The 23,026-nt window shown below is 60.3% G+C and carries 23 protein-coding genes; 15 read left to right on the top strand and 8 right to left on the bottom strand.

The features are described from left to right. Positions 1 to 20 precede the first annotated feature (20 nt). Entirely contained in the window at positions 21 to 1,076 is a 1,056-nt protein-coding gene (gene folE2, locus AKU94_RS10815; protein WP_050527286.1) for a GTP cyclohydrolase FolE2, read from the top strand. A gap of 51 nt (positions 1,077 to 1,127) precedes the next feature. After that, entirely contained in the window at positions 1,128 to 2,582 is a 1,455-nt protein-coding gene (locus tag AKU94_RS10810; protein ID WP_050527285.1) for a TrkH family potassium uptake protein, read from the top strand. Positions 2,583 to 2,586: 4 nt separating this feature from the next. On the opposite strand, the gene AKU94_RS10805 is transcribed toward AKU94_RS10810, so the two are convergent. Next, positions 2,587 to 4,353 (bottom strand): serine protease, encoded by a 1,767-nt coding sequence (locus tag AKU94_RS10805; protein WP_050527305.1) that lies wholly within the window; start codon positions 4,351 to 4,353, stop codon positions 2,587 to 2,589. A 192-nt stretch (positions 4,354 to 4,545) separates the two neighbouring features. Here AKU94_RS10805 and AKU94_RS10800 point away from each other — a divergent pair, with 192 nt between their 5' ends. From AKU94_RS10800 to glyS, 3 genes are read left to right on the top strand one after another with little or no spacing between them, the layout of a single operon-like run. Continuing rightward, complete coding sequence (locus AKU94_RS10800; RefSeq protein WP_050527304.1) at positions 4,546 to 5,481, top strand: glycine--tRNA ligase subunit alpha; 936 nt, start codon at positions 4,546 to 4,548, stop codon at positions 5,479 to 5,481. Between the two features lie 26 nt (positions 5,482 to 5,507). Then, positions 5,508 to 5,993: a DUF6446 family protein gene (locus AKU94_RS10795; RefSeq protein ID WP_408633691.1), complete on the top strand. Its 486-nt coding sequence runs from the start codon at positions 5,508 to 5,510 to the stop codon at positions 5,991 to 5,993. A gap of 3 nt (positions 5,994 to 5,996) precedes the next feature. Beyond that, entirely contained in the window at positions 5,997 to 8,228 is a 2,232-nt protein-coding gene (gene glyS / locus AKU94_RS10790; RefSeq protein WP_050527284.1) for a glycine--tRNA ligase subunit beta, read from the top strand. 41 nt (positions 8,229 to 8,269) lie between these two features. Here glyS and aroQ read toward each other — a convergent pair whose 3' ends face one another. Continuing rightward, positions 8,270 to 8,707, bottom strand: a complete 438-nt coding sequence (gene aroQ / locus AKU94_RS10785) for a type II 3-dehydroquinate dehydratase (protein ID WP_050527283.1) — start codon at positions 8,705 to 8,707, stop codon at positions 8,270 to 8,272. A gap of 134 nt (positions 8,708 to 8,841) precedes the next feature. Here aroQ and trmB point away from each other — a divergent pair, with 134 nt between their 5' ends. Continuing rightward, positions 8,842 to 9,546: a tRNA (guanine(46)-N(7))-methyltransferase TrmB gene (gene trmB, locus AKU94_RS10780; protein WP_050527282.1), complete on the top strand. Its 705-nt coding sequence runs from the start codon at positions 8,842 to 8,844 to the stop codon at positions 9,544 to 9,546. An 85-nt stretch (positions 9,547 to 9,631) separates the two neighbouring features. On the opposite strand, the gene AKU94_RS10775 is transcribed toward trmB, so the two are convergent. Further along, positions 9,632 to 10,201: a YcbK family protein gene (locus AKU94_RS10775; RefSeq protein WP_050527281.1), complete on the bottom strand. Its 570-nt coding sequence runs from the start codon at positions 10,199 to 10,201 to the stop codon at positions 9,632 to 9,634. Positions 10,202 to 10,507: 306 nt separating this feature from the next. Between AKU94_RS10775 and AKU94_RS10770 the strand changes: the two genes are divergently transcribed. The 7 genes from AKU94_RS10770 (at position 10,508) to AKU94_RS10740 (ending at position 17,323) form a co-directional block, all read left to right on the top strand. Beyond that, positions 10,508 to 12,142, top strand: coding sequence for a L,D-transpeptidase family protein (locus tag AKU94_RS10770; RefSeq protein ID WP_408633690.1), 1,635 nt, complete (start codon positions 10,508 to 10,510; stop codon positions 12,140 to 12,142). A 43-nt stretch (positions 12,143 to 12,185) separates the two neighbouring features. Next, positions 12,186 to 13,256 (top strand): UDP-3-O-(3-hydroxymyristoyl)glucosamine N-acyltransferase, encoded by a 1,071-nt coding sequence (locus AKU94_RS10765; protein ID WP_050527280.1) that lies wholly within the window; start codon positions 12,186 to 12,188, stop codon positions 13,254 to 13,256. A gap of 11 nt (positions 13,257 to 13,267) precedes the next feature. Next, complete coding sequence (locus tag AKU94_RS10760) at positions 13,268 to 13,528, top strand: acyl carrier protein (protein WP_050527279.1); 261 nt, start codon at positions 13,268 to 13,270, stop codon at positions 13,526 to 13,528. Next, positions 13,525 to 14,733, top strand: a complete 1,209-nt coding sequence (locus AKU94_RS10755; RefSeq protein WP_050527278.1) for a beta-ketoacyl-[acyl-carrier-protein] synthase family protein — start codon at positions 13,525 to 13,527, stop codon at positions 14,731 to 14,733. Before AKU94_RS10760 ends, AKU94_RS10755 begins: the two co-directional genes overlap by 4 nt. Before the next feature lie 66 nt (positions 14,734 to 14,799). Then, entirely contained in the window at positions 14,800 to 15,552 is a 753-nt protein-coding gene (locus AKU94_RS10750) for a 5-oxoprolinase subunit B family protein (protein WP_050527277.1), read from the top strand. Further along, positions 15,549 to 16,559, top strand: a complete 1,011-nt coding sequence (locus AKU94_RS10745) for a 5-oxoprolinase subunit C family protein (protein WP_050527276.1) — start codon at positions 15,549 to 15,551, stop codon at positions 16,557 to 16,559. The genes AKU94_RS10750 and AKU94_RS10745 overlap by 4 nt, the downstream gene beginning before the upstream one ends. Then, positions 16,556 to 17,323 carry a LamB/YcsF family protein gene (locus AKU94_RS10740; RefSeq protein ID WP_050527275.1) on the top strand — a complete coding sequence of 256 codons (768 nt, stop codon included), beginning with the start codon at positions 16,556 to 16,558 and terminating at the stop codon, positions 17,321 to 17,323. The genes AKU94_RS10745 and AKU94_RS10740 overlap by 4 nt, the downstream gene beginning before the upstream one ends. Here AKU94_RS10740 and AKU94_RS10735 read toward each other — a convergent pair. The 4 genes from AKU94_RS10735 to AKU94_RS10720 form a co-directional block, all read right to left on the bottom strand. Continuing rightward, a complete protein-coding gene (locus AKU94_RS10735; RefSeq protein ID WP_050527301.1) occupies positions 17,320 to 18,006 on the bottom strand; it encodes a M48 family metallopeptidase in 687 nt (228 codons plus the stop codon). The two genes, AKU94_RS10740 and AKU94_RS10735, sit on opposite strands and share 4 nt — an antisense overlap. Before the next feature lie 55 nt (positions 18,007 to 18,061). Continuing rightward, complete coding sequence (locus tag AKU94_RS10730; RefSeq protein WP_050527274.1) at positions 18,062 to 19,246, bottom strand: vWA domain-containing protein; 1,185 nt, start codon at positions 19,244 to 19,246, stop codon at positions 18,062 to 18,064. Positions 19,247 to 19,250: 4 nt separating this feature from the next. After that, a complete protein-coding gene (locus AKU94_RS20025; RefSeq protein ID WP_050527273.1) occupies positions 19,251 to 19,415 on the bottom strand; it encodes a hypothetical protein in 165 nt (54 codons plus the stop codon). An 88-nt stretch (positions 19,416 to 19,503) separates the two neighbouring features. Further along, a complete protein-coding gene (locus AKU94_RS10720) occupies positions 19,504 to 20,340 on the bottom strand; it encodes an AAA family ATPase (RefSeq protein WP_050527272.1) in 837 nt (278 codons plus the stop codon). Between the two features lie 172 nt (positions 20,341 to 20,512). Between AKU94_RS10720 and dksA the strand changes: the two genes are divergently transcribed. Then, on the top strand, positions 20,513 to 20,935 hold the full coding sequence (dksA, locus tag AKU94_RS10715) for an RNA polymerase-binding protein DksA (protein ID WP_050527300.1): 423 nt from the start codon (positions 20,513 to 20,515) through the stop codon (positions 20,933 to 20,935). 87 nt (positions 20,936 to 21,022) lie between these two features. Next, complete coding sequence (locus AKU94_RS10710; protein WP_050527271.1) at positions 21,023 to 22,186, top strand: FAD-dependent monooxygenase; 1,164 nt, start codon at positions 21,023 to 21,025, stop codon at positions 22,184 to 22,186. Here AKU94_RS10710 and xth read toward each other — a convergent pair. Next, positions 22,183 to 22,962: an exodeoxyribonuclease III gene (xth, locus tag AKU94_RS10705; protein ID WP_050527270.1), complete on the bottom strand. Its 780-nt coding sequence runs from the start codon at positions 22,960 to 22,962 to the stop codon at positions 22,183 to 22,185. The two genes, AKU94_RS10710 and xth, sit on opposite strands and share 4 nt — an antisense overlap. Between the last annotated feature and the right edge of the window lie 64 nt (positions 22,963 to 23,026).

Genomic DNA, 23,026 nt, shown 5'->3' with positions numbered 1-23,026 from the left:
GACCCGTGAAGGGAGCTGCCATGAACATCCACAACAAGAGCACGCCGCCTGACCGCAGCGACGCCGAGGCGGCCTTGGCCGTCTTGCAGTCCTGGGCGGCGCAGGCCCCCGCGGCCGAGGTGGCAGAGCTTGGGGTTTACCCCGCGTTTTCAACGGAATACCCGGCAGATTTCGAGGTGGATGCAGAGTATAAGGCGGGTCTGCCCGATTTGCAGAACGGTCCCTCCAGTCTGATCAAGGGAGAGCGGACCGTGATCCAGCATGTCGGGATTTCGAATTTCCGCCTGCCGATCCGCTATCATACCCGCGATGGGGCGGATGTGGTGCTGGAAACCAGCGTCACCGGATCGGTCAGCCTTGAGGCCGAGAAAAAAGGCATCAACATGAGCCGGATCATGCGCTCATTCTATGCCTATGCCGAAAAATCATTCAGCTACAAGGTGATAGAGCGGGCCTTGGAGGATTATAAACGCGATCTCGACAGTTTTGACGCGCGGATCCAGATGCGGTTTTCCTTCCCGATGAAGATCGAGAGCCTGCGTTCGGGGCTGTCGGGGTGGCAATATTACGATATCGCGCTGGAGCTGGTGGATACGGGCGGGGCGCGCAAGACCATCATGCATCTGGACTATGTTTATTCCAGCACCTGCCCCTGTTCGCTGGAGCTGTCCGAACACGCCCGCCGCACCCGCAACCAGCTTGCGACCCCGCATAGCCAACGTTCGGTCGCAAGGATCTCGGTGGAGCTGGTGGGCGAAAAATGCCTTTGGTTCGAAGATCTTATCGACCTTGCCCGCGCCGCCGTGCCGACCGAAACCCAAGTGATGGTCAAGCGCGAGGATGAACAGGCCTTTGCCGAACTCAACGCCGCCAACCCGATTTTTGTCGAGGATGCCGCGCGCAGCTTTTGCGCCCAATTGCAGGCTGACCGGCGGGTGGGTGATTTCCGTATCATCGCCAGCCATCAAGAAAGCCTGCACAGCCATGATGCCGTCAGTGTCCTGACCATCGGCGATACCTTTGCGGCGACCAGCCTTGACCCCAAGCTTTTTACCACGCTGTTTCATGTCGGCTAGGGCAGTTCGGGCCCGGTTGACAGTGCGGGCGAAGCGCAGCAAGTCTTTGGCATGATTGATCTTCGCCCTGTGGGATATATTATCGGCCTGCTTGTCGCCACACTCGGGGCGATGATGCTGTTTCCGATGGCACTGGATTACTTTTCCGGCAGCCCGAACTGGCAGGCGTTTCTGGAGGCTGCGGTGCTGACCTGTCTGATGGGCGCGCTTTTGTCACTCTCTTGTGCCAATGCCACCGAAAAGGGGCAGGGCATCACCCTGCGCCAGAGTTTTGTGCTGACCACGGGCACTTGGGTCGCACTTCCGGCCTTTGGCGCCTTGCCCTTTATGTTCGGGGAACCCAATGCCACGCTGACCAATGCGATGTTCGAGGCGGTCTCGGGGATGACCACAACCGGCACCACTGTTTTCGAGGGGCTGGATGAGCTGCCGCCGGGGGTGAACCTTTGGCGCGGTATCTTGCAGTGGCTCGGCGGGCTGGGGATCGTGATCGTGGCGCTGATCTTTTTGCCGGTGATGAAGGTCGGGGGGATGCAGTTTTTCCGCTCCGAGGGCTTTGATACCTTGGGCAAGATCCTGCCGCGTGCGCTGGATATTTCCAGCGCCTTGATCCAGATCTATATCGTCCTGACAATCGCCTGCGCCGCGGCTTATTTCGCCTTGGGGATGAGCGGCTATGACGCTGTCGTCCATGCGCTGACCACGGTATCGACAGGCGGGTTTTCCAGCTCGGATGCCTCTTTCGGCAAGTTTGTCCATTCGATGGAGCTGGTGGCGATTGTCTTTATGTTGCTCGCCTCGATGCCTTTTATCCGCTTTGTTCAGGCCACGCAGGGCGATCTGAAACCGCTGTGGCGCGATCCGCAGGTGCGGGCCTATGTGCGCTGGAATGCCTATGCCGCTCTGGCCGTCACCGCCTATGAGATGTACAGCTTTGACCGCCCCTTTGTGCAATCCATCCGTGAGAGCAGCTTTAACATCGTATCGACCTTTTCGGGCACGGGCTTTGCCTCGGTTGATCTGTCAACCTGGGGGCCGTTTCCCTTTGTGGTGTTGATCATGGTGGGGCTGATCGGGGGCTGTACCTCCTCTACCGGCTGTTCGGTCAAGGTGTTCCGCTATCTGATCCTGCTAGAGGCGATCAAGGTGCAGATCCGCCGGTTGCACAGCCCTTCGGCGATGCTGGAGGTGCGCTATGAAGGGCGGCGCGTGGGCGATGATGTGATCAACTCGGTCATCGTGTTTTTTACCCTGTTCATTCTGACGTTCGGCGTGGTCGCCGTGGCGCTGTCGCTGACCGGGCTAGAGACCAGAACCGCCTTTACCGGCGCATGGACCGCCGTTGCCAATATCGGCCCTGTTTTCGGGACCGAGGTCGGGCCGACCGGCGCTGTGGACGGGTTTCCCGCCCTTGCGCGCTGGATCATGATCCTGGGCATGTTGGTCGGCCGGTTGGAACTGCTCTCGGTCTATGTGCTGTTCATGGCCCGTTTCTGGCGGACCTGAGGCGCTATTCCCAGCAGGATACCAGCACTGTCATCGACATTGCACGTTCCGTCAGGTCACTTGGCGGCAGCGGGGCCGCGCGGCTGGTTTGCTGAACGGGGGCGATGCCTGCGCGGTCCAGAACGGCCTTGATGCTGGTCACATCGGCGACAAAAGAGACCTCACCGGGCAGCACGCGGCCATCCGTGGCGGTTGCGGGGATCAACATGCCCAGCACGGCCCCCTTGCCATCCATCACCGGACCGCCTGCATCGCCGGGCAAGGACGACAGCGAGAGCCGCGCGATACCTGTCTCACCGGCCAGCCCCTTGGTATCTTCCACTGCGCCAAAGGTCAGCGTGGGGGCGGGCAGGGCATCCTCATAGGAATAGCCGGCCAGCGCGACCTCGGTGCCGATGCGCGGGCTGTCGGCAAACTCCGCGATAAAGCGCGGCGCCAGCGGTTTCACCGGCGTCAGCACAGCAAGTCCGTTGGTATCATCCTGTGAAGTCACCGTGGCGTCGATATTATGGTCCAGCGTGATGCGCCCACAGCTTTGCAAGCTCTCGGTGGTGGTCAGAACCGCCCCCGTATCTGACACAAAGAACCCGCTGCGCGACAGCTTGGGTTTACGCACTTCCATTCCGGCCAAAAGGTTACGGCGCTTGGCATCATCCAACGACACCAGGCCCGGATCAAGCGCGCGCCCGCCGATCGTTTTGAAACTGCTCTCGATTGCCTTCAGGGCATTGCGGGCCTTGTCTTCGGCTTCGGGCGACCAGATCAGCATATAGCCTTTGATCAACCCGCCGCTTAGGTCGACAACGCTGCGTGAGGCAAGGTTTTCATCGCGGGCATCGATGGTAAAGCCGCGGTCGGTCAGGCTGCGGGCACCGTTCTGGGGAACAACCTCCAGCCTTTGCAAGATGTCATAAAGGCTGCGCAGCACCGCCGGATCTCCGGGTTCGGAAATCAGCACGACGCGCAGGCCGGATCCGTCCTTTTCCGCAAAATGGACAAAGGGCGGCTCATAGTGATCGAAATTGACCAAGGCCATCGGCAGGGAAACCTCGATCCCGGCCTCTTCCTCGGTGATGGTCTGCAATCCCAGATCGGCGACGACCAGATCGCGCTCGGTGATGATTTGGGCGCGCTGTTTGGTCGTCATGACGCCCGTTGGCTCATGACCCTTTGCTGTTTGCCATGCGGCCATAGAGGCACGCGTGCCCCGCCCGAAAGCGCCGTCAATGGCGGCATCATAAAAACCGAACCACTTCAAGGCGGCCTGCAAATCCTTGCGCGCCTCTGGCGGCAGCGCCTGCTCAGAGCGGCGGGCCTGTTGCAGGGTTTCCTCGGGCTCGGTGAAGGGCTGGGGGATTGTCGCGGGGTCAGTGCTTGGCGCAAGCGGGGCGGTGACAACAGGCTCGGGCAAGGCGGCCCCGATTGGCGGGGCGGTCATAGGGTCTTGCCCCAAAGGCCAGAAGCCTGAAAGATACTGTCCGCCTGTGGTAACAAAGCTGTCGGCGGGGATCAGATTGTCACGGCGCAGCTGTGTCAGCCGACGCGAAGCCGCATCGGGGTCATAGGGGCCAAGCGCGATTGCATACCAGCCTGAGACCATATGGAACCCGGCCACATCGCTGAAGGCAGAGGCATAGGCGCGGGCGCGTTCTTCGGCTTGGGCAAGGGTGGGGCGGGCCTCTATCTGCACCCATGCGCGATCCTGGGCGGCGGCCATGCTGGCAAAGAAAGACCAAAATAGGAGGGTAAAGAGTGATAGGTACTTTGGCATGGGGCCCTCGTTTCGGTGCGTGTCATTCTTGATAAATGTGCGAAACCATAAAATCGCATGGATTGCCAGAGTAGGCAGCCCCTTCAGACGTTTTTTGCGCGTCACAATCAAGCGAACAAGCGGGGCATTGACCCTGTCGGGCCCTTTGCCTATTCAATGCGCAAAACCCGTTTCAGCCGCAAAGGGATGCGCATGACCCAAAAGCCGACCCCCCCGCGCAGTTTTCAAGAGATCATCTTGCGCTTGATGACCTATTGGTCCGGTAAGGGCTGTGCTGTGTTGCAACCCTATGACATGGAGGTTGGCGCAGGTACGTTCCACCCTGCCACGACCCTGCGGTCATTGGGCAACAAGCCATGGGCCGCGGCCTATGTTCAGCCGTCGCGCCGTCCGACCGACGGGCGTTACGGCGAGAACCCGAACCGTTTGCAGCATTACTACCAGTATCAGGTGCTGATCAAACCCAGCCCGCCGGATCTGCAAGCGCTCTATCTTGGGTCGCTTGAGGCCATCGGTATCGACATGGATCTGCATGACATCCGCTTTGTCGAGGATGACTGGGAAAGCCCGACCCTTGGCGCATGGGGCCTTGGCTGGGAGGTTTGGTGTGACGGCATGGAAGTCAGCCAGTTCACCTATTTCCAGCAGGTCGGCGGCCATGACTGCCATCCGGTTTCGGGTGAGCTGACATATGGGCTGGAGCGGCTTGCGATGTATATTCTGGGCGTCGATCACGTTATGGATATGCCCTATAATGATCCCGACGCGCCGATTGCGCTGAAATACGGCGATGTGTTCCGCCAGACCGAACAGGAATACAGCCGCTGGAACTTTGATCAGGCCAACACAGATACGCTCTTGCAGCACTTCAAGGATGCCGAGGCCGAATGTCTTGCCACCCTTGCCGCCGATACGGTGGACAGCGCGGGGCGGCGCATCATCATGGCGCATCCCGCCTATGATCAATGCATCAAGGCCAGCCATCTGTTCAACCTGCTCGACGCGCGTGGCGTGATTTCGGTGACCGAACGTCAGGCCTATATCGGCCGGGTGCGTGCCTTGGCCCGCGCCTGTGCCGATGCCTTCGTGAAAACCGAAGCCGCAGGGGCAGAACTGGAAACGCTGTGATCGGCAGAATATTCGTAGGGGCAATCGTGATATCCGCACTTCTGGCAGGGGCTGCCATCTATTACCTTCAAGTCTATGGCTACTACCAGACGGTAGAGGCCAGCAGCCCCGCGGCCGAAATTCGCATGACCACGCTGGACGGCGTGGCAGAGCCCTTGCTGATCGAGGGGTTTGAGGGGATTGACGCTGACAGTTCCCCCATCCGGTTCCGCGCCTGTTTCCGCACACCGCAAAGCATGGCGATGCTGACAGAGACCTACCGTATCTATGAAGGTGCCACACCACTGGTCGCTCCCGGTTGGTTTGAGTGTTTCGATGCCAAGGCCATAGGCGAAGCCTTGGAGGAAGGGCGTGCCGTGGCCTATTTGGGCGAGGAAAACATCCAATACGGTATCGACCGTGTTGTCGCCATCATGGACGACGGCCGCGCCTTTGCGTGGAACCAGATCAATCACTGCGGAGAGGTCGTTTTCAACGGCGAGCCCGCCCCCGCCGACTGCCCGGAGAAATAACCCATGCCCGATATGCTGCTTGAACTGTTTTCCGAGGAAATCCCCGCCCGCATGCAGGCCCGCGCCGCCGCTGACCTTAAAAAGCTGGTCACCGACGGGCTGGTCGAGGCGGGTCTGACCTATGCCTCTGCCGGTGCGTTTTCCACGCCGCGCCGTTTGGTCCTGACGATCGAGGGGCTTTTGGCCGAAAGCAAACCCGTGCGCGAGGAACGCAAAGGCCCCAAGGTCGGCGCGCCCGAGGCCGCCTTGCAGGGGTTTTTACGCTCTACCGGATTGACCCAGGACCAGTTGCAGATCCGCGATGACAAAAAGGGGCAGGTCTATTTCGCGGTGATGGAAAAACCGGGCCGTTCGGCGCCCAATATCATCGCCGGGGTGCTGGAACATGCGATCCGCAATTTCCCTTGGCCCAAATCCATGCGTTGGGGTGCGGGCTCTTTGCGTTGGGTGCGCCCGCTGCATTCGATCCTGTGCATCCTCTCGGCCGAGGATGGCGCGCAGGTCGTGCCGGTGACGATTGACCATCTGCAATCGGGCAACACCACCGAGGGCCACCGTTTCATGGCACCTGGCCGCTTTGCGGTGACAGGTTTTGACGATTATTGCACCAAGCTGCGCCGCGCCTTCGTGATGCTGGACCCGGCCGAGCGTGAGGCCGCGATCTGGCAGGACGCCCAAAATCAGGCCTTTGCCTCGGGGTTGGAAGTGGTCCCCGATGCGGGGCTCTTGACCGAGGTTGCGGGGCTGGTCGAATGGCCGGTGGTCTTGCTGGGCCGCATCGGTAAGGATTTTCTGGGCTTGCCGCCTGAGGTGCTGCAAACCTCTATGAAAGAGCATCAGAAGTTTTTCTCGGTCCGCAACCCCAAGACAGGCCGGATCGAAGGCTTTGTGACCGTTGCCAACCGTGAAACCGCCGATCATGGCGCGACCATTCTGGCGGGCAACAACAAGGTGCTCTCGGCGCGGCTGTCGGATGCGAAATTCTTTTGGGAAAACGATCTGCGCACCGTTGCGGCCAAAGGGTTGGACGGTATGGGCGCGGGGCTTGCCTCGGTCACCTTCCACAATAAGCTGGGCAGTCAGGCCGACCGGGTGCAGCGCATTGCCGCGCTTGCGCGTGAAATCGCGCCGATGGTCGATGCCGATCCCGATCTGGCCGAACAAGCCGCACGTGTTGCCAAAGCCGATCTGCAATCGGCCATGGTCGGCGAATTCCCCGAGCTGCAAGGCACCATGGGCGGATATTATGCCCGCGCCGCTGGCCTGCCCGATGCGGTGGCCGATGCCTGCAAGGCCCATTACTCGCCCCTTGGCCCCACCGATGATGTGCCAAGTGATCCGGTTTCGATCGCTGTGGCGCTGGCCGATAAGATCGATACGTTGACGGGGTTCTGGGCGATCGACGAAAAGCCCACCGGCAGCAAGGACCCCTATGCCCTGCGCCGCGCAGCCCTTGGGGTTATCCGGTTGGTGCTGGGGAATGGGATGCGGCTACCCTTGAAAATGTCATTGTTTAAAGCTGTTTTTGGCCATTCGTTTGAAACTTGGCTACAATCAAAAACAGTGGGAGCAAATCAAGCAATTGATGGGCTAGCTGAATTGGGCTACGGAAAAACGCTAGATGCGATGAAAGAGGCTATGTCCGCAGAAGCGAAAAGTCTCGGACTGAAGGCTGTAGACGAAAAGTTGACTTCGGCTATGACGGCAGCAGACTCTCTCCTCACCTTCTTCCACGACCGCCTAAAAGTCTTCCTGCGCGATGAGGGTATTCGCCACGACATCATCGATGCCTGCATCGCGATGCCCGGCAATGATGATCTGACGCTGCTGGTCAACCGCGCCCGCGCGCTCAACGGGTTCATCACCTCGGAGGATGGCACGAACCTGCTGCAAGGGTTCAAACGCGCCAATAACATCCTGACCCAGGCAGAGACCAAGGACGGCGTCGAATACTCTTACGGGGCGGATATCAAATTTGCCGAGACCGATGCCGAGCGCGCCTTGTTTGCCGCCCTCGACACCGCCGAGACCACGATCAAACCCGCGATGGAGGCCGAAGATTTCGCTACCGCCATGGCCGAACTGGCCAAGCTCCGCGCGCCCATTGATGCGTTTTTCGAGGCGGTGCAGGTCAATGCCGATAGCGAGGTTATCCGCCGCAATCGCCTCAACCTGCTTCACCGTATCCGCGCCGCTTGTGCGCCGGTGGCGGATCTGACCAAGATCGAGGGCTAAACCCTTAGGTTGCGACGGGTGGCTTAGGGGCCACCTGTTTTTTACCCCAGCAAAACCGCGAGATGGCGCAGCGCGGCCTTATATCCTTCGGTGCCCAACCCCGCGATTACCCCCTCGGCCCGCTGCGAGACATAGGAGTGATGGCGAAACGCCTCACGCTTGTGAACGTTTGAGATGTGGACCTCGATCACCGGCCCGTCAAAGGCGTTCAGCGCATCCAGAATCGCGACCGACGTATGGGTAAAGGCGGCGGGGTTGATGACGATACCGGCTGCTTTGTCGCGGGCCTCATGGATCTTGTCGATGATCGCGCCCTCATGGTTGGATTGAAATGCGACCAGTTTCAGACCCAAGTCACCGGCCAAGGCCGTGCAATCGCGCTCTACGTCGGCAAGGGTTTCATGCCCGTAGATCTCGGGTTGGCGTTTGCCCAGAAGGTTCAGGTTGGGGCCGTTGAGCAGATAGATCGTCTTCATCATGGGGTCCTTGGCATGGTTCGGGTCAGCTTCGCCGTATGGGGCAGGAATTGCAACGCTGTTTCCGGATCGGGGGCTGTTGTGCTTGACCTCTGGACCGTGACGGGCTACGCCGGCGCGCAGCCAAGGGGGCCGAGATGTCTGACGATCACACCAAAACAATAACGGAGCGCCGTAATTTCTATGGGCGTCATCGTGGCAAAACGCTGCGGGCCAGCCAGAAAACCTATCTGGAAGAGGATCTGGAAGCGCTGCGTCCCGCTGGCACCAGTCAGGCCGACAACCCCGACCGGCATGTGGTCGATCCTGCCGGTTTCTTTGCCGACGGGCGGCCCTTGTGGCTGGAGGTCGGCTTTGGCGGGGGCGAGCATCTTGTGCATATGGCGGCGCGCTATCCCGAGGTGGGGATCATCGGCTGTGAACCCTATGTGAACGGCGTGGCGATGCTCTTGGGTAAGATCCGGGCGGCGGGGGTGGAAAACCTTTGCGTCCACCCCGAGGATGTGCGGGCGCTGTTTGATATCCTCCCCGATGCCTGCATTGATAAAGCCTTTCTGAATTATCCGGACCCTTGGCCCAAGGCGCGCCACCACCGCCGCCGGTTTGTAACCCCGAACCATCTGCTGCCCTTGGCGCGGGTGATGAAACCGGGGGCAGAGTTCCGCGTGGCGACCGATATTTGCGATTATGTGCGCCAGGCTTTGGAAGAGGTGCCGGTCGCGGGGTTTGACCTTGTCAGCCAATCCGCAACCCCTTGGGAGGATTGGATTTCAACCCGCTATGAGCAAAAAGCGATCCGTGAGGGGCGCCCGCAGCACTATCTGACGTTCCGTCGGAGATAAGAGCCGCCACCTGGGGTGGGCAGCTGTCGATAGCCCATAAAAAAAAGCACCCCTCAGGGTGCCTTCGGTTGCAATATTTGCAAGATCAGCCGCCCCAGCTGCGTACAGGGCCGCAATCCATATGGACAAAGTTTGACCGGCTGTAAGAGCCGACACCGCCGGATGCACAGGCCTTGGCCGCTTTTGCCATTTGCCCGATAGAGCGGGACTTCAGGCGCAGATCGGCTGCTTGTCCGACCATATGCAGCGAGTGCTTGGCCACGCCGCGTGATTTGGAGCGCAACATCGCATTGGTTTTCGGGCTGCGGTAGCCAGAAAGCATCATATAAGGTTCGGATGCATCCATCAAACGGTGCGAGGCCGCCATGATATCAACAGTGCGCGGATCAATGTCGATGGAGGTGCCTGTGCGCCAGTCGCGCATGAAGTGGTTGATCTCGGCCATCGCTTCTTTGATGTAATCGCCGTCAACCCAATAGATCGTATCCAGATTTTCACCAGTACGACCGGAGTACATTTTCAAGCGACGGATATCGCCGGCCCCGCGAAGGAAGCTGAAAGCATGGCTGTATGTTGGCGTCGCCAATACTGCGGTTGCCGCAAATGCGCCAAGCAGCCCGCGCCGCGAGATCATTGTCGATGTTTCATTCGTCATTCTGAACGCCTGTCCCGTCACTTGCATTGTGCCACTTTGGCGTGGCCTTTATTGCTACTCTGCCCAAGTGCGCCTTTCTTATTACACAACTCGAATCGCAACCCAATAGCGGATTGCTCACCTTGCAGAGGATGCGCCCCAATAGGCAAAAATTTGCTTAACATAGGCTTGGGTTGCGGATACTGTGGCAGAAACATGCCATGTGCCCGAAATGCGACAGTTTGCGCCCTTTTGACAGGTTTGATGGTGGACACACACAGCATCTTGGTGCCTTTGGTCCTTGTTGTACTGCTGCTAGAGGTTCTTATGCGTTTTCACACTGTCCTTCCCCTCCCGTTGATCCAAGGGGCGAAGGCTTTTCTTGTCTTTGCACTGATGGGTGGTGCTGCGACGAATCCGGCAATGGCACAGGTAGAGGTCGCTTTTTCTATCGACAAAGAGGCCAGCGCCTTTCGTAAATCGGTCGCTGAGGCGGCGGCAGACGATCAGGCGATCGCCGGATTCTATCATGATTCCGGCTATGCGCCGATCTGGACAGGACCAGAGCACGAGGCCCGGCGCATGGCCTTGGTGGCGGCTTTGTCGAATGCGGGTGTGCATGGGTTGCCGGTCGCGCGCTATGATGTGGCGGGTTTGATTGCCGCGGCAAAGGCGGCGCGCACCGAGGGCGACCGTGGTCGGCTGGATGTGCGCATGACCCGCGCCCTGCTGGATTATGCGCGTGATGTGCAGACCGGTGCGCTGGTTCCCGCCAAGGTTTTGAACGAAATCAAGCATCAGGTGCCAGTCCGCGACCGCCGCGCCAACCTAGAGGCTTTTGCGGCCTCGGGGCCGGTGGCGTTTCTCAAATCACTGCCGCCGCGCACACAGGCCTATGCCCAATTGATGCGTGCCAAATATGAACTGGAACAGCGCAGCGATTGGGGGCCGAAAATTGGAGCACAAAGCCTGAAACCCGGTGCGACGGGCCCCGCAGTGATGCAGCTTCGCGACCGTTTGGTGGCGCTGGGTTATTTGCCGCGCAGTGTGACAGCCAGCTATGACGCCGCAATCCAGAAGGCGGTGCAAGCCTTCCAGACCGATATGGGTTTGGAGGCAGATGGCGTTGCCGGTGCCGGTACGATCAAACAGCTCAATACCTCTCCGCAAGAACGGCTGAAATCCGTCATCGTCGCGATGGAGCGGGAACGCTGGATGAACATCGATCGGGGCCCGCGTCATATTTGGGTCAATCTTACCGATTTCACCGCCAAGATCGTTGACCATGGTCGCGTGACCTTTACCACCCGTTCGGTGATCGGGGCGCTGAATGCGGATCGTCAGTCGCCGGAATTTTCGGATGAGATGGAATATCTGGTCATTAACCCGACTTGGAATATCCCACGTTCCATCACAACCAAAGAATACCTGCCGATGATGCAGCGCAATCCGAACGCGGTGGGACATTTGAATGTTGTGGATAGCCGGGGACGTGTCGTGCCGCGCTCGTCGATCAATTTTGGGGCCTATTCGGCACGCACCTTTCCCTATTCGATGAAGCAGCCCCCCTCGAGCAGCAATGCGCTGGGGTTGGTGAAATTCATGTTCCCCAACGTCTATAACATTTATTTGCACGACACGCCGTCAAAGTCGTTGTTTAACCGCGAAGTGCGCGCCTTCAGCCATGGCTGCATCCGGCTAAGCGACCCGTTCGATTTCGCCTATGCCCTGCTTGCGGCGCAGGCGGATGATCCGGTGGGGCTGTTCCAGAGCTATCTCAAGAGCGGCCGGGAAACCAATGTAAGCCTTGAGGTGCCGGTGCCGGTACATCTGGTGTATTTCACGGCCTATCCATCGGCTTCGGGACGGATGGAATATCGCCGGGATGTTTACGGGCGTGACGCTGCGATTTTTCGCGCCTTGACGGATGCCGGGGTGGTACTGGGGGCGCATCAAGGCTAAATCCTTGGTCAAAGGGCGGTTTGCCCCCGAAAAGGAGACGGCTATGGGCCATAGTATAGCTGAGATCGCAAAAGCCCTGGGCGCAGAGGCTGCGGGAGATCTGTCCATCGTGATCGAGGGCGCGGCAGAGCCTGCCTTGGCCTCGGCCGCCCATCTCGCCTTGGCGATGGATCCGAAATATGCGGATGGTATCGGCAAGGGGCGCGCGCTTGCCGCGCTGCTTTGGCAGGGGGCCGATTGGCAGGCCTTGGGTCTGAAGGCCGCGATTTTTGCGCCGCGCGGACGGCTTGCGATGGCCGGACTGTCGCGGATGTTGGACGCAGGGCCGGTGATCGCGGATGGCGTTCATGCCATGGCGGTGGTGGACCCTTCGGCACAGATCGGTGAGGGGGCTGCAATTGCGCCGTTTGTGGTGATCGGCGCGGGGGTGGTGATTGGCCCCAATGCGCGGATTGCGAGCCATGTCTCTATTGCCGAGGGCGCAAGGATCGGGGCGGATGCGCTGATTTTGCAAGGCGCGCGGATTGGCGCACGGGTAGAGATTGGCGACCGCTTCATTTGCCAGCCCGGCGCGGTGATTGGCGCCGATGGCTTTTCCTTTGTGACGCCGGAAAAATCGGGCGTCGAGGAAATCCGCGAAACCCTTGGCAAGCGTGACGGTGTGACGGCACAAAGCTGGACACGGATTCATTCGCTGGGGGCGGTCAGCATCGGGGATGATGTCGAAATCGGCGCGAATGCCTGTATCGACCGCGGAACGATCCGCAACACTTCTATTGGCGATGGGACCAAGCTCGATAACCTTGTGCATGTCGGGCATAACGTGCAGGTCGGGCAGGACTGTTTGCTTTGCGGGCAGGTCGGGATTGCGGGGTCGTCGCGCATCGGGAACCGCGTGGTTCTGGCGGGGCAATGCGGTGTGAATGACAATATCTTCGTTGGCGATGATGTGATCGCGGGCGGGGCCACAAAGATCTTTACCAATGCACCGGCGGGGCGGGTTTTGCTTGGCTATCCGGCGGTGAAAATGGAAACCCATCTGGAGATGCAAAAGGCCTTGCGCCGCTTGCCGCGCTGGATGAAAACCTCGGTGCAAGGCTCTGACAAAACGTGAAGGTGTAGGCCATGACGACTGAGGAAAAGATACGCAACATCATTGCAGAGCAGGCGATGCTGGATGTGGCCGATGTCACACCCGACAGCACGCTTGAAAGCCTCGGGGTCGATAGTCTCGGGTTGGTTGAGGCGATTTTCGCGATCGAGGAGGCCTTTGAGATTTCCGTCCCATTCAACGCCAATGCCCCCGAGGAGAGCAATTTCGACATCAGCTCTGTGCGCAGCATCACCGCGGCGGTGCAGGCCTTGATCGATCAGCAAACGCCGTGAAACGCGTTGTGATTACCGGGGCCGGCACGGTGAATGCGCTGGCACAGGATGTGGCGGGCACATTTGCCGGTTTTGCCGAGGGACGTTGCGGGATCGGTCCTTTGGATATCCCCGATGTGGACCGCCTTTCTGTGCGCATCGGCGCGCAGGTCAAGGGCTGGGACCCGCAGGCGCATTTCAGCCGTCAGATGCTGGGTCTTTATGACCGCTTCACCCAATTTGCCCTGATCGCGGCCAAACAGGCCGTGGCGCAATCGGGCCTGTCGTTTGACGGCGCGCTTGGCGATGAGGCGGGCGTTGTGCTGGGCACGGCCGGGGGCGGGTTGACCACCTCGGATGAAAACTACCGCGCGGTTTATGCCGAGGGGAAAAACCGTGTGCATCCCTTTGTCGTCCCCAAGCTGATGAACAATGCCGCCGCCAGCCATGTCTCGATGGCTTACGGGTTGCGCGGGCCGAGCTATAGCGTGGCGACGGCCTGTGCCAGCTCCAACCATGCGATGGGGCAGGCGTTCCATATGGTGCGCGCGGGCATGTCGCGGGCGATGGTGACGGGCGGCTCTGAGGCGATGCTGTGCTTTGGCGGGATCAAGGCCTGGGAGGGTTTGCGCGTCATGTCGCAGGACGGTTGCCGCCCCTTCAGCCTGACCCGTAACGGTATGGTGCAGGGCGAAGGGGCTGCTGTCTTTGTGTTTGAGGAGTTGGAGCATGCCCGCGCCCGCGGGGCCGAAATTCTGGCCGAGGTGGTGGGCTTTGCCATGACTTCGGATGCCTCTGATATTGTGATGCCATCGGCGCAGGGGGCCGCGCGGGCGATTGCGGGGGCGCTGCGGGATGCGCGGATTGATGCGGGCGAGGTCGGCTATATCAATGCGCATGGCACGGGGACGGCGGCCAATGACAAGACCGAATGTGCCGCCGTGCGCGATGTTTTCGGGGCGCATGCCGAGGGGCTGATGATTTCCTCGACCAAATCGATGCACGGGCATTTGATCGGCGGCACAGGCGCGGTAGAGTTGCTTGCCTGCATCATGGCGCTGCGGGACGGGGTGATTGCGCCGACGATCAACCATGAGGCCCCTGACCCCGATTGCGCGCTGGATGTGGTCCCCAATGAGGCGCGGGCGGCGCGGGTGGATGTGGCGCTGTCGAATGCCTTTGCCTTTGGCGGGTTGAACGCGGTGCTGGCGCTGCGCCGGATCTGATGCGGGCCTTGCCCTTTGGGGGTGCGGGTGCCAGCATGGGTGTGTGAATATGCAAAAGGTGCGGATGTGACGACAGCCCCCCAAAGCCTTGAATGGCCGCGCATTGTGCCGGTCGGCCTTGACGGACTGTTGGTGCGTTTCGCCGACCGGTTGACCGAGCCTGCAAACCGCGCCGCCCTGACCTTTCGTGCGGCGGTAGAGGATGAAGACTGGTCGGGGGTAGAGGAAACCTCAAGCGCGCTGACATCGGTTTACCTGCGGTTTGATCCGCTGCATTTGCGCCATGCGGATTTGACCGCGCAGTTACAGAGTTTACTGGACAGTCGCGATTGGTACAATGCGCCGCCGCCCCAAGGCCGTCGCTTCTGGCGCATTCCGACCCTTTACGGCACGGATGCAGCACCCCAGCTGGCCGAGGCGGCGGGGCTTGCAGGGCTTGACGTGCAACAGGCGATTGCCGATCTGTCAGCGGCCCGCACGCGGGTGCTGACGCTTGGTTTCGCGCCCGGCCAGCCGTATCTGGGTGAATTGCCCCCCGCGTGGGATATCCCGCGACAAGAGGTGATCAACCCGCAGGTGTCGGCCGGTGCCTTGGTCGTTGCGCTGCGCCAGTTTGTGCTGTTTGCCAATGCCTCCCCCACGGGCTGGCGGCATGTCGGGCAAACCGCGTTTCGGTGTTTTATGCCCGAGGCCCCCGATCCATTCGCCCTGCGCGCGGGGGATGAGGTGCAGTTCTATGCGGTCTCTGCCGAAGAATATGCCAATATTCAGCGTGACGGTGCCAGCAATGGCGGCGCAAAACCGGAGGCGATCAGATGAGCGTCTTGCAGATTCTTTCTGCCGGTCCGGGTGTTACAGTTCAAGATCTTGGCCGACCGGGACATATTGCCTCTGGCCTGTCGCGGGGGGGCGCTGCGGATAGATTGGCCTTGGCGGAAGGGGCGGCGCTTTTGCGTCAGGCCCCTGATCTTGCCGCATTGGAAATGGCCGGTTTCGGGGGCAGCTTTACCGCCACTTCCCCCCTGCGCATTGCCTTGACGGGCGCGCCTATGGCGGCGGCGATTGATGGCGCACCGATTGCATGGCACGCAAGCCATCTGTTGCCGGAGGGGGCAACCTTGACCATCGGTGGCGCGCGTGCGGGTGTTTACGGCTATTTGACGCTTGGCGGGGGCATTGATACCGCGCCGGTCCTAGGTGCGCGGGCGGTACATCTGGCGGCGGGTTTGGGGTCGGTGCTGGCGGCGGGCCAATCCCTGCCTCTTGGTCCCGATTCCGGTGGGCCGGTGGGGGAGGTTTTATCCGTTCAGGACCGGTTTCAGGGCGGGACCGCGCGGATATTGGCCTCTTTGCAGACCGATCTGTTTGATGCCGAAACGCTGGCCCGCTTTACCCGTACCTGCTTTTGCCGCGATGCCCGTGCCAACCGTCAGGGCGTGCGGCTGCTGCCCGAGGGGGAGGGGTTCGGCCTGTCGTCGGGTCAGTCGATCCTGTCCGAGATTATCACCAAGGGAGATATCCAGATCCCCGGTGACGGCGCGCCCTATATCTTGCTGCCCGAGGCACAGACCACCGGTGGCTATCCGCGTATTGGCACGGTTATTCCGGCTGACCTGCCGATGCTGGCGCAGCTCCCTGCGGGGGCGGCTGTGCGGTTTGCCTTTGTTACACTGGATCAGGCGCTTGAGATTGAGGCCAAAGATCGCGCCTCGCGCCAATCCCTTGCCGCCCGATGCCGCCCGCGCCTGCGCGCGCCAGAGGATATCGCGGATCTGCTGTCCTATCAGCTTATCTCTGGGATGATTACCGGAACGGAGGATTTATGACACTGACCGTCGATCTAAACGCGGATATGGGCGAGGGGTTCGGCCCTTGGGGGATGGGCGATGATGCGGGGCTTTTGCCGATCATCACCTCGGCCAATATCGCTTGCGGCTTTCACGCGGGCGACCCTTCGGTGATGGCCTCCACGATGGCGGCGGCCATTAAGCAGGGGGTGGGGCTGGGCGCACATCCGGGCTTTGCCGATCTGCAGGGCTTCGGGCGTCGTCGCCTGACGCTAAGCCATGCCGAGTTGCGGAATATGGTTGCCTATCAACTGGGTGCTGCGCAGGGGATGGCGGCCTTGGCGGGCGGCAAGTTGCGGCATTTGAAGCTGCACGGGGCTTTGGCCAATATGGCCGCCGAGAATGCGGATACCGCCACGGCCTGTTTTCAGGCGGCGCGGGATGTGGCCCCCGACATCATTCTGGTGGCGATTTCTGCCACGGCCCAGCAAGAGGCGGCAGAGGCGCTTGGTGGCCCATGGGTGGCCGAGGTCTTTGCCGATCGTGCCTATAATGATGATGCGACATTGGTTGACCGCAAGTTGCCGGGGGCGGTGATCCATGATGCCGAAACCGCCGCCGCGCGCATGGTAAAGATGCTTCGCGCAGGGGCGATTATCACCCAAAGCGACAAGCATATCCCCACGCCAATTGATACGATCTGTCTGCATGGGGATACGGAAAATGCGGTGACCATTGCACGGGCCGTCCGGGAGGCACTACAGGCAGCGGGCATTACGGTGGCGCAGTTTCAGGGGCGTTAGACCAGCCCCCACTGCTTTTCGCGCGCCTCAATGGCGGCAATCCGCAGATCGGTTCTCGGGTGGGAGCGCAGCCATTGCGGCACCTCGGCACCCCCCGCGCCCGTCAGCCGGTCCAGCTTGGTGAACAGTGATTTTTGCGCTGCGGTCCCGATGCCCGCCTTGACCAAAAGGGCGCTGGCATAGGCGTCGGCCTCATGCTCATCCCGGCGCGAAAGGCCCGCCCCCAAGGCGCGCGTCACATAGGAGGCGATAAAGACGCCGATGATCGGGATAAACCGGCCAAGCAGGGTCGCGATCATCATGAAGGCCGCGTTCTGCCCCGTCACATCAATCATCCGCCGTTTGGTATGGCCCAAGGCGACATGGCCCAATTCATGCGCAATGACCGAGGCGATTTCCTCGGCGCTGACGATCCCTTGGCGGTAGCGGTCGATAAACCCGCGCGTCAGGAAAATCCGCCCGTCGGGGGCGGCCAGCCCGTTTACCGGCTCTACATCATAGACATGCACCGCGATCCTTGGCACCTCAAGGGCGGCGGCCATCCGGTCCAGCAACGGCTCCAACTGCGGGTCGCGCAGCGGGGCAGAGGATTTATCGAGATGCTTGCCCGTTTGCCACGCCGAAAAGCGGTACATGACATAGGCCATGAGCAAGGGCAGCAGGATGGGCAAAAATTTGATCATGGAATGAATATGGGGCGCAATGAGCCGTGGAAAAGGGCGGATGCGCAATAATGCGTCACCGGGTCATGGCCTTTATTCCGCGGGTGATCCCGTCCAGCGTCATCGGCACCATACGATCTTGGGTGATGTCGCGGATCAGGCGGATCGAATGGCTGTGGTCCCAGTAACGTTCCGGTGTCGGGTTGATCCAGAGGTGTGAGGGCCATTGCTGACAAAAGCGTTCCAGCCAGACCTGACCGGATTCCTGGTTCCAATGCTCGTTCGCACCGCCGGGGTGGAGGATCTCATAGGGGCTCATGCTGGCGTCACCGACAAAGATGCATTTCCAGTCTGGTCCGTAGGTGCGCAAGGCCTCCCATGTCGGGGTTTGCGCATCCCAGCGGCGGCGGTTGTCGCGCCACAACCCCTCATAGACGCAGTTGTGGAAATAGAAATGCTCCAGATGTCGAAATTCGGACCGCGCCGCGCTAAAGAGTTCCTCCACCACTTTGACATAGGGGTCCATAGAGCCGCCAACATCGAGGAACAGCAAGACCTTGACGGCGTTGCGGCGCTCGGGGCGGGTTTTCACATCGAGATAACCATGTTCGGCGGTGGCACGGATGGTGTGGTCGAGGTCCAGCTCATCGGCGGCACCGTCACGGGCCCATTTGCGCAGCCGTTTCAAGGCGACCTTGATGTTGCGGGTGCCAAGTTCAACTGAATCGTCGAGGTTCTTGAACTCGCGCTTGTCCCAGACCTTGACGGCGCGGCCGTGGCGGCCCTCTTTCTGGCCGATGCGCACGCCCTCGGGGTTATAGCCATAGGCACCAAAGGGCGATGTGCCCGCTGTGCCCACCCATTTATTGCCGCCCTGATGCCGACCCTTTTGCTCCTCGAGCCGCTTTTTCAATGTCTCCATCAGCTTGTCAAAGCCGCCCAAGGCCTCAACCGCGGCGCGTTCTTCCTCACTGAGGTGCTTTTCGGCCAGTTTGCGCAGCCAGTCCTCGGGCAGGTCCAGCGCGTCGATGATGGCCTCGGGGGTGACCGATTCCAGCCCCTTGAAACTGGCGGCAAAGGCCTGATCGAAACGGTCGAGGTGCCGCTCGTCCTTTACCATCGTCAGCCGTGCCAGATAGTAGAACCCGTCAACGTCATAGGTGACCAGCCCCGCCACAACCCCTTCGAGAAAGGAGAGGTATTCGCGCAGGCTGACCGGAACCCCGTGCTTTCGCAATGTCTCGAAGAAGGGCAAGAACATCGGATCAGTAGGCGCGGTTCAAAAAGACGGTGATAAACAGGCCCAAAATACCCAAGGCAATGCCGAAACCGGCGCTATATTGCAGTTTGTCCAGCATCTTGCCGCCGCGCTTATGCGCGAGGCCGGCGCCAAGAATGGCCCCGATAAGAATTGCGCCCAAAACGATCATTCAGTTACCCCCAAAACAGGGCGGCCTTTGCCTGCCCGTCGGTTTTTTTGTTTACTCGCACGTCCCGCCCCGGCTGTCTATGCGTGGCCTAGCGTTGCCCGCGCGCCATAAAGGCCAGACGCTCGAACAGATGCACGTCCTGCTCGTTCTTGAGCAAGGCCCCGTGCAGACGCGGCAGGGACACCTTGTCGCGCGCCAGATCTTCGGGGCCCAGATCCTCGGCCAAGAGCAGCTTCAGCCAGTCAAGAACCTCGCTGGTGGAGGGTTTTTTCTTGAGGCCGGGCACCTCGCGCAGCTCGTAAAACTGGGTGAGGGCGGCGGTCAGCAGGCCGTCCTTGATGCCGGGAAAGTGAACCTCGACGATCCGGCGCAGGGTCTCCATTTCCGGGAAACGGATGAAGTGAAAGAAACAGCGGCGCAAAAACGCGTCGGGCAGTTCCTTTTCATTGTTGGAGGTGATGATGACGATGGGGCGGTGGCGCGCCTTGACCATCTCGCCGGTCTCATAGACAAAAAACTCCATCTGGTCGAGTTCTTGCAACAGGTCGTTGGGGAATTCGATATCGGCCTTGTCGATCTCGTCGATCAAAAGAACCACGCGTTCCTCGGCCTCGAAGGCCTGCCAGAGCTTGCCCTTGCGGATGTAGTTCTTGACGTCATGCACACGTTCGTCGCCCAGCTGGCTGTCGCGCAAGCGGCTGACGGCGTCATATTCATAGAGGCCTTGTTGCGCCTTGGTGGTGGATTTGACGTTCCATTCCAGCAAGGGCATGCCAAGCGATTGCGCCACCTGCCGCGCCAGCTCGGTTTTTCCGGTGCCGGGCTCGCCCTTCACCAGCAAGGGGCGTTGCAAAACAACGGCGGCGTTAACGGCAACGGTCAGATCTTCGGTCGCTATGTAGCTGTCTGTGGACGCAAATTTCATCTTCTGGCTGTAGCCCCTCTTAATTTTACGTGCCGAACCTATCCGCGCCATCAAAATCTCGCAACCGCTAGTGACAATTGCCACGGCTTCCTTTAATGCACCGCTAACAGGAGTGTTTGGAATGTCAAATATCCCTTTGTCGGACACGATCGAGCAACTGGAGATTCACGAGATGAAGGCACAGTCCTTTCTTCCCGACGATTACCGCCCGGCTGAAAGCGAGCCATTCATGAATGATCGCCAGCTGGAATATTTTCGTCGCAAACTGGCGACTTGGAAACAAGAACTGCTGGACCAATCTGCCGAAACCATCGAGGTCTTGCAGGGTTCTGCCCGCGCAGTGCCCGATGTTGCCGACCGCGCATCCGAAGAAACCGACCGCGCGCTGGAGCTGCGCACCCGTGATCGGCAGCGCAAACTGGTGGCCAAGATTGATGCTGCCCTGCGGCGTATTGAAAACGGCGAATTCGGCTATTGCGAGGCGTCGGGTGAACCGATTTCCCTCAAGCGGCTTGATGCGCGCCCGATTGCGACCATGACACTGGAAGCGCAGGAAAAACACGAACGCCGGGAACGGGTTCACCGCGAAGATTGATTTATCCGTCACGACTGGTGGCGGTGTCATGAGCCAAGGCCAGACCCGTTGGTCTGGCCTTGCTGCGTTCGGAAGGCCCGGAAGACGATGTTGAAAAATATGGATATCACGGTTCTGGGCGCTGGCGTTGCCGGGTTGGCGGTCGGCACTGCCCTTGCACAGCGCGGGGCCAAGGTTACGCTTTTGGAACAGGCAGATGCGATCCGTGAGGTCGGCGCGGGGTTGCAGGTCTCGCCCAACGGGGCGGCGGTGCTGCGTGCGCTTGGTCTGCAAAGCGCGTCGGATGCGGGGTCTGTTGTCGGGCAGGCGGTGCATCTGCGCGACGGGTATAGCGGCGATACGGTAACGCGATTGGACCTGACCAGCCGCGGCCAGACTTTCCATCTTATGCACCGCGCTGATTTGATCGAGATTTTGCGCAAATCCGCCGAGGATGCAGGCGTTGAGATGCAACTTTTGCAGCGCATCGAGGAGGTGGACCTTTCGGGCAGCCAGCCCCGCCTCATCACTGCCCAAGGGGCGGAACGCAATGTCAATTTTCTGATCGGCGCGGATGGGCTGCATTCCAAGGTGCGCGCGGCGCTCAACGGGGCGGCGGCACCGTTTTTCACCCATCAGGTTGCATGGCGCGCCCTGATCCCGGCAGAAGCGGATGCAGCGCCCGAGGCCGAGGTGCACATGGGTGCGGGTCGCCATCTGGTCAGCTATCCCCTGCGTGGCGGCACTTTGCGCAACATTGTTGCGGTCGAAGAACGGCGCCAATGGGCAGAAGAAAACTGGAACATGCGCGATGATCCGATGGAAATGAGGCTGGCCTTTGAAGGGTTCAACCCGCGTGTGCAACAGTGGTTGGAGCAGGTCGACGAGGTCTGGCTGTGGGGCTTGTTCCGTCATCGGGTGGCGAAGTGTTGGCATGGCAATCGCGCGGCAATCCTTGGCGATGCAGCGCATCCCACGCTGCCGTTTCTTGCCCAAGGCGCGAATATGGCGCTGGAGGATGCTTGGGTACTGACCGACTGCCTCGATCGCTTGGGGCCGGACAAGGGTTTGCCTGCCTATCAAGCCGCACGGGCGCAACGTTGCACGCGAATCGTTCAAGCTGCCAATGGCAATGCTCGCGCCTATCACCTGCGTGAACCGATGCGCAGCGTGGCGCATATGGGTCTTCGGCTGGGCGGGGCGATGGCGCCGGGTTTGGCATTAAAGCGGTATGACTGGATTTACAGCCACGATGTGACCACCCCGCACTAGGCGGCGAGGTCGATCCAGACCGGTACATGATCCGAGGGCTTTTCCTCGGCGCGCACTTCGCGGTCAATCCGGCAATCGCGCAATAGATCGGCCGCTTGTGGAGATAAAAGCAGGTGATCAATGCGGATGCCGTTGTTTTTCTCCCATGCGCCGGCCTGATAGTCCCAAAAGCTGTATTGCCCCGGCGCTTGATTTTGCGCGCGAAAGGCATCCGTCAGGCCAAGGTTCACGATGCGGCGGAATGCGGCGCGGGTGGCGGGCAGGAACAGCGCATCGTCAGCCCATGCCATCGGGTTTGCGGCATCTTCGGGCTGGGGGATGACGTTGTAATCACCCGCAACCACCAAGGGTTCCTCAAGGCACAGCAATTCGGCCACGCGCGCCTCCATCCGGGCCATCCATGCCAGCTTGTAGTCATATTTCGGTCCCGGCGTGGGGTTGCCGTTGGGCAGATAAAGCCCGCACAGACGAACGGCGCGATCGCCCATCACGGTGGCTTCTATCCAGCGCGCTTGTTCGTCACTTTCGTCACCGGGCAACCCGCGCACTATATCTTCCAACGGCAGGCGGGACAGGATCGCAACACCGTTAAACCCCTTTTGCCCATGGGTTTCGACCTGGTATCCCATATCCTCGAACAGGGTGCGTGGGAAGTTTTCATCGACGGATTTGATCTCTTGCAAGGCCACGGCTTCGGGTTTTGCCGCTTCCAGCCAGCGGGGCAGCGCGTCAATGCGGGCTTTGATACCGTTGATGTTGAATGTCGCAAGTTTCATGTGGCCCCCTGTTTTGCCCTGTTCTAAGGGGGCAGGCCCCAAGGGACAAGCCTACATGGAAAAG

Source organism: Pseudorhodobacter aquimaris (genome assembly GCF_001202025.1).
GTDB lineage: Bacteria > Pseudomonadota > Alphaproteobacteria > Rhodobacterales > Rhodobacteraceae > Pseudorhodobacter > Pseudorhodobacter aquimaris.
Note: the sequence above shows the minus strand (reverse complement) of the source record. Positions and strands in the feature narration are given on the sequence as shown.

Coding starts and splice junctions, on each gene's coding strand:
- folE2 (WP_050527286.1), top strand. CDS start 21: ATGAACATCCACAACAAGAGCACGCCGCCTGACCGCAGCGACGCCGAG.
- AKU94_RS10810 (WP_050527285.1), top strand. CDS start 1,128: ATGATTGATCTTCGCCCTGTGGGATATATTATCGGCCTGCTTGTCGCC.
- AKU94_RS10805 (WP_050527305.1), bottom strand. CDS start 4,353: ATGCCAAAGTACCTATCACTCTTTACCCTCCTATTTTGGTCTTTCTTT.
- AKU94_RS10800 (WP_050527304.1), top strand. CDS start 4,546: ATGACCCAAAAGCCGACCCCCCCGCGCAGTTTTCAAGAGATCATCTTG.
- glyS (WP_050527284.1), top strand. CDS start 5,997: ATGCCCGATATGCTGCTTGAACTGTTTTCCGAGGAAATCCCCGCCCGC.
- aroQ (WP_050527283.1), bottom strand. CDS start 8,707: ATGATGAAGACGATCTATCTGCTCAACGGCCCCAACCTGAACCTTCTG.
- trmB (WP_050527282.1), top strand. CDS start 8,842: ATGTCTGACGATCACACCAAAACAATAACGGAGCGCCGTAATTTCTAT.
- AKU94_RS10775 (WP_050527281.1), bottom strand. CDS start 10,201: ATGACGAATGAAACATCGACAATGATCTCGCGGCGCGGGCTGCTTGGC.
- AKU94_RS10770 (WP_408633690.1), top strand. CDS start 10,508: ATGCGTTTTCACACTGTCCTTCCCCTCCCGTTGATCCAAGGGGCGAAG.
- AKU94_RS10765 (WP_050527280.1), top strand. CDS start 12,186: ATGGGCCATAGTATAGCTGAGATCGCAAAAGCCCTGGGCGCAGAGGCT.
- AKU94_RS10760 (WP_050527279.1), top strand. CDS start 13,268: ATGACGACTGAGGAAAAGATACGCAACATCATTGCAGAGCAGGCGATG.
- AKU94_RS10745 (WP_050527276.1), top strand. CDS start 15,549: ATGAGCGTCTTGCAGATTCTTTCTGCCGGTCCGGGTGTTACAGTTCAA.
- AKU94_RS10740 (WP_050527275.1), top strand. CDS start 16,556: ATGACACTGACCGTCGATCTAAACGCGGATATGGGCGAGGGGTTCGGC.
- AKU94_RS10735 (WP_050527301.1), bottom strand. CDS start 18,006: ATGATCAAATTTTTGCCCATCCTGCTGCCCTTGCTCATGGCCTATGTC.
- AKU94_RS10730 (WP_050527274.1), bottom strand. CDS start 19,246: ATGTTCTTGCCCTTCTTCGAGACATTGCGAAAGCACGGGGTTCCGGTC.
- AKU94_RS20025 (WP_050527273.1), bottom strand. CDS start 19,415: ATGATCGTTTTGGGCGCAATTCTTATCGGGGCCATTCTTGGCGCCGGC.
- AKU94_RS10720 (WP_050527272.1), bottom strand. CDS start 20,340: ATGAAATTTGCGTCCACAGACAGCTACATAGCGACCGAAGATCTGACC.
- dksA (WP_050527300.1), top strand. CDS start 20,513: ATGAAGGCACAGTCCTTTCTTCCCGACGATTACCGCCCGGCTGAAAGC.
- AKU94_RS10710 (WP_050527271.1), top strand. CDS start 21,023: ATGTTGAAAAATATGGATATCACGGTTCTGGGCGCTGGCGTTGCCGGG.
- xth (WP_050527270.1), bottom strand. CDS start 22,962: ATGAAACTTGCGACATTCAACATCAACGGTATCAAAGCCCGCATTGAC.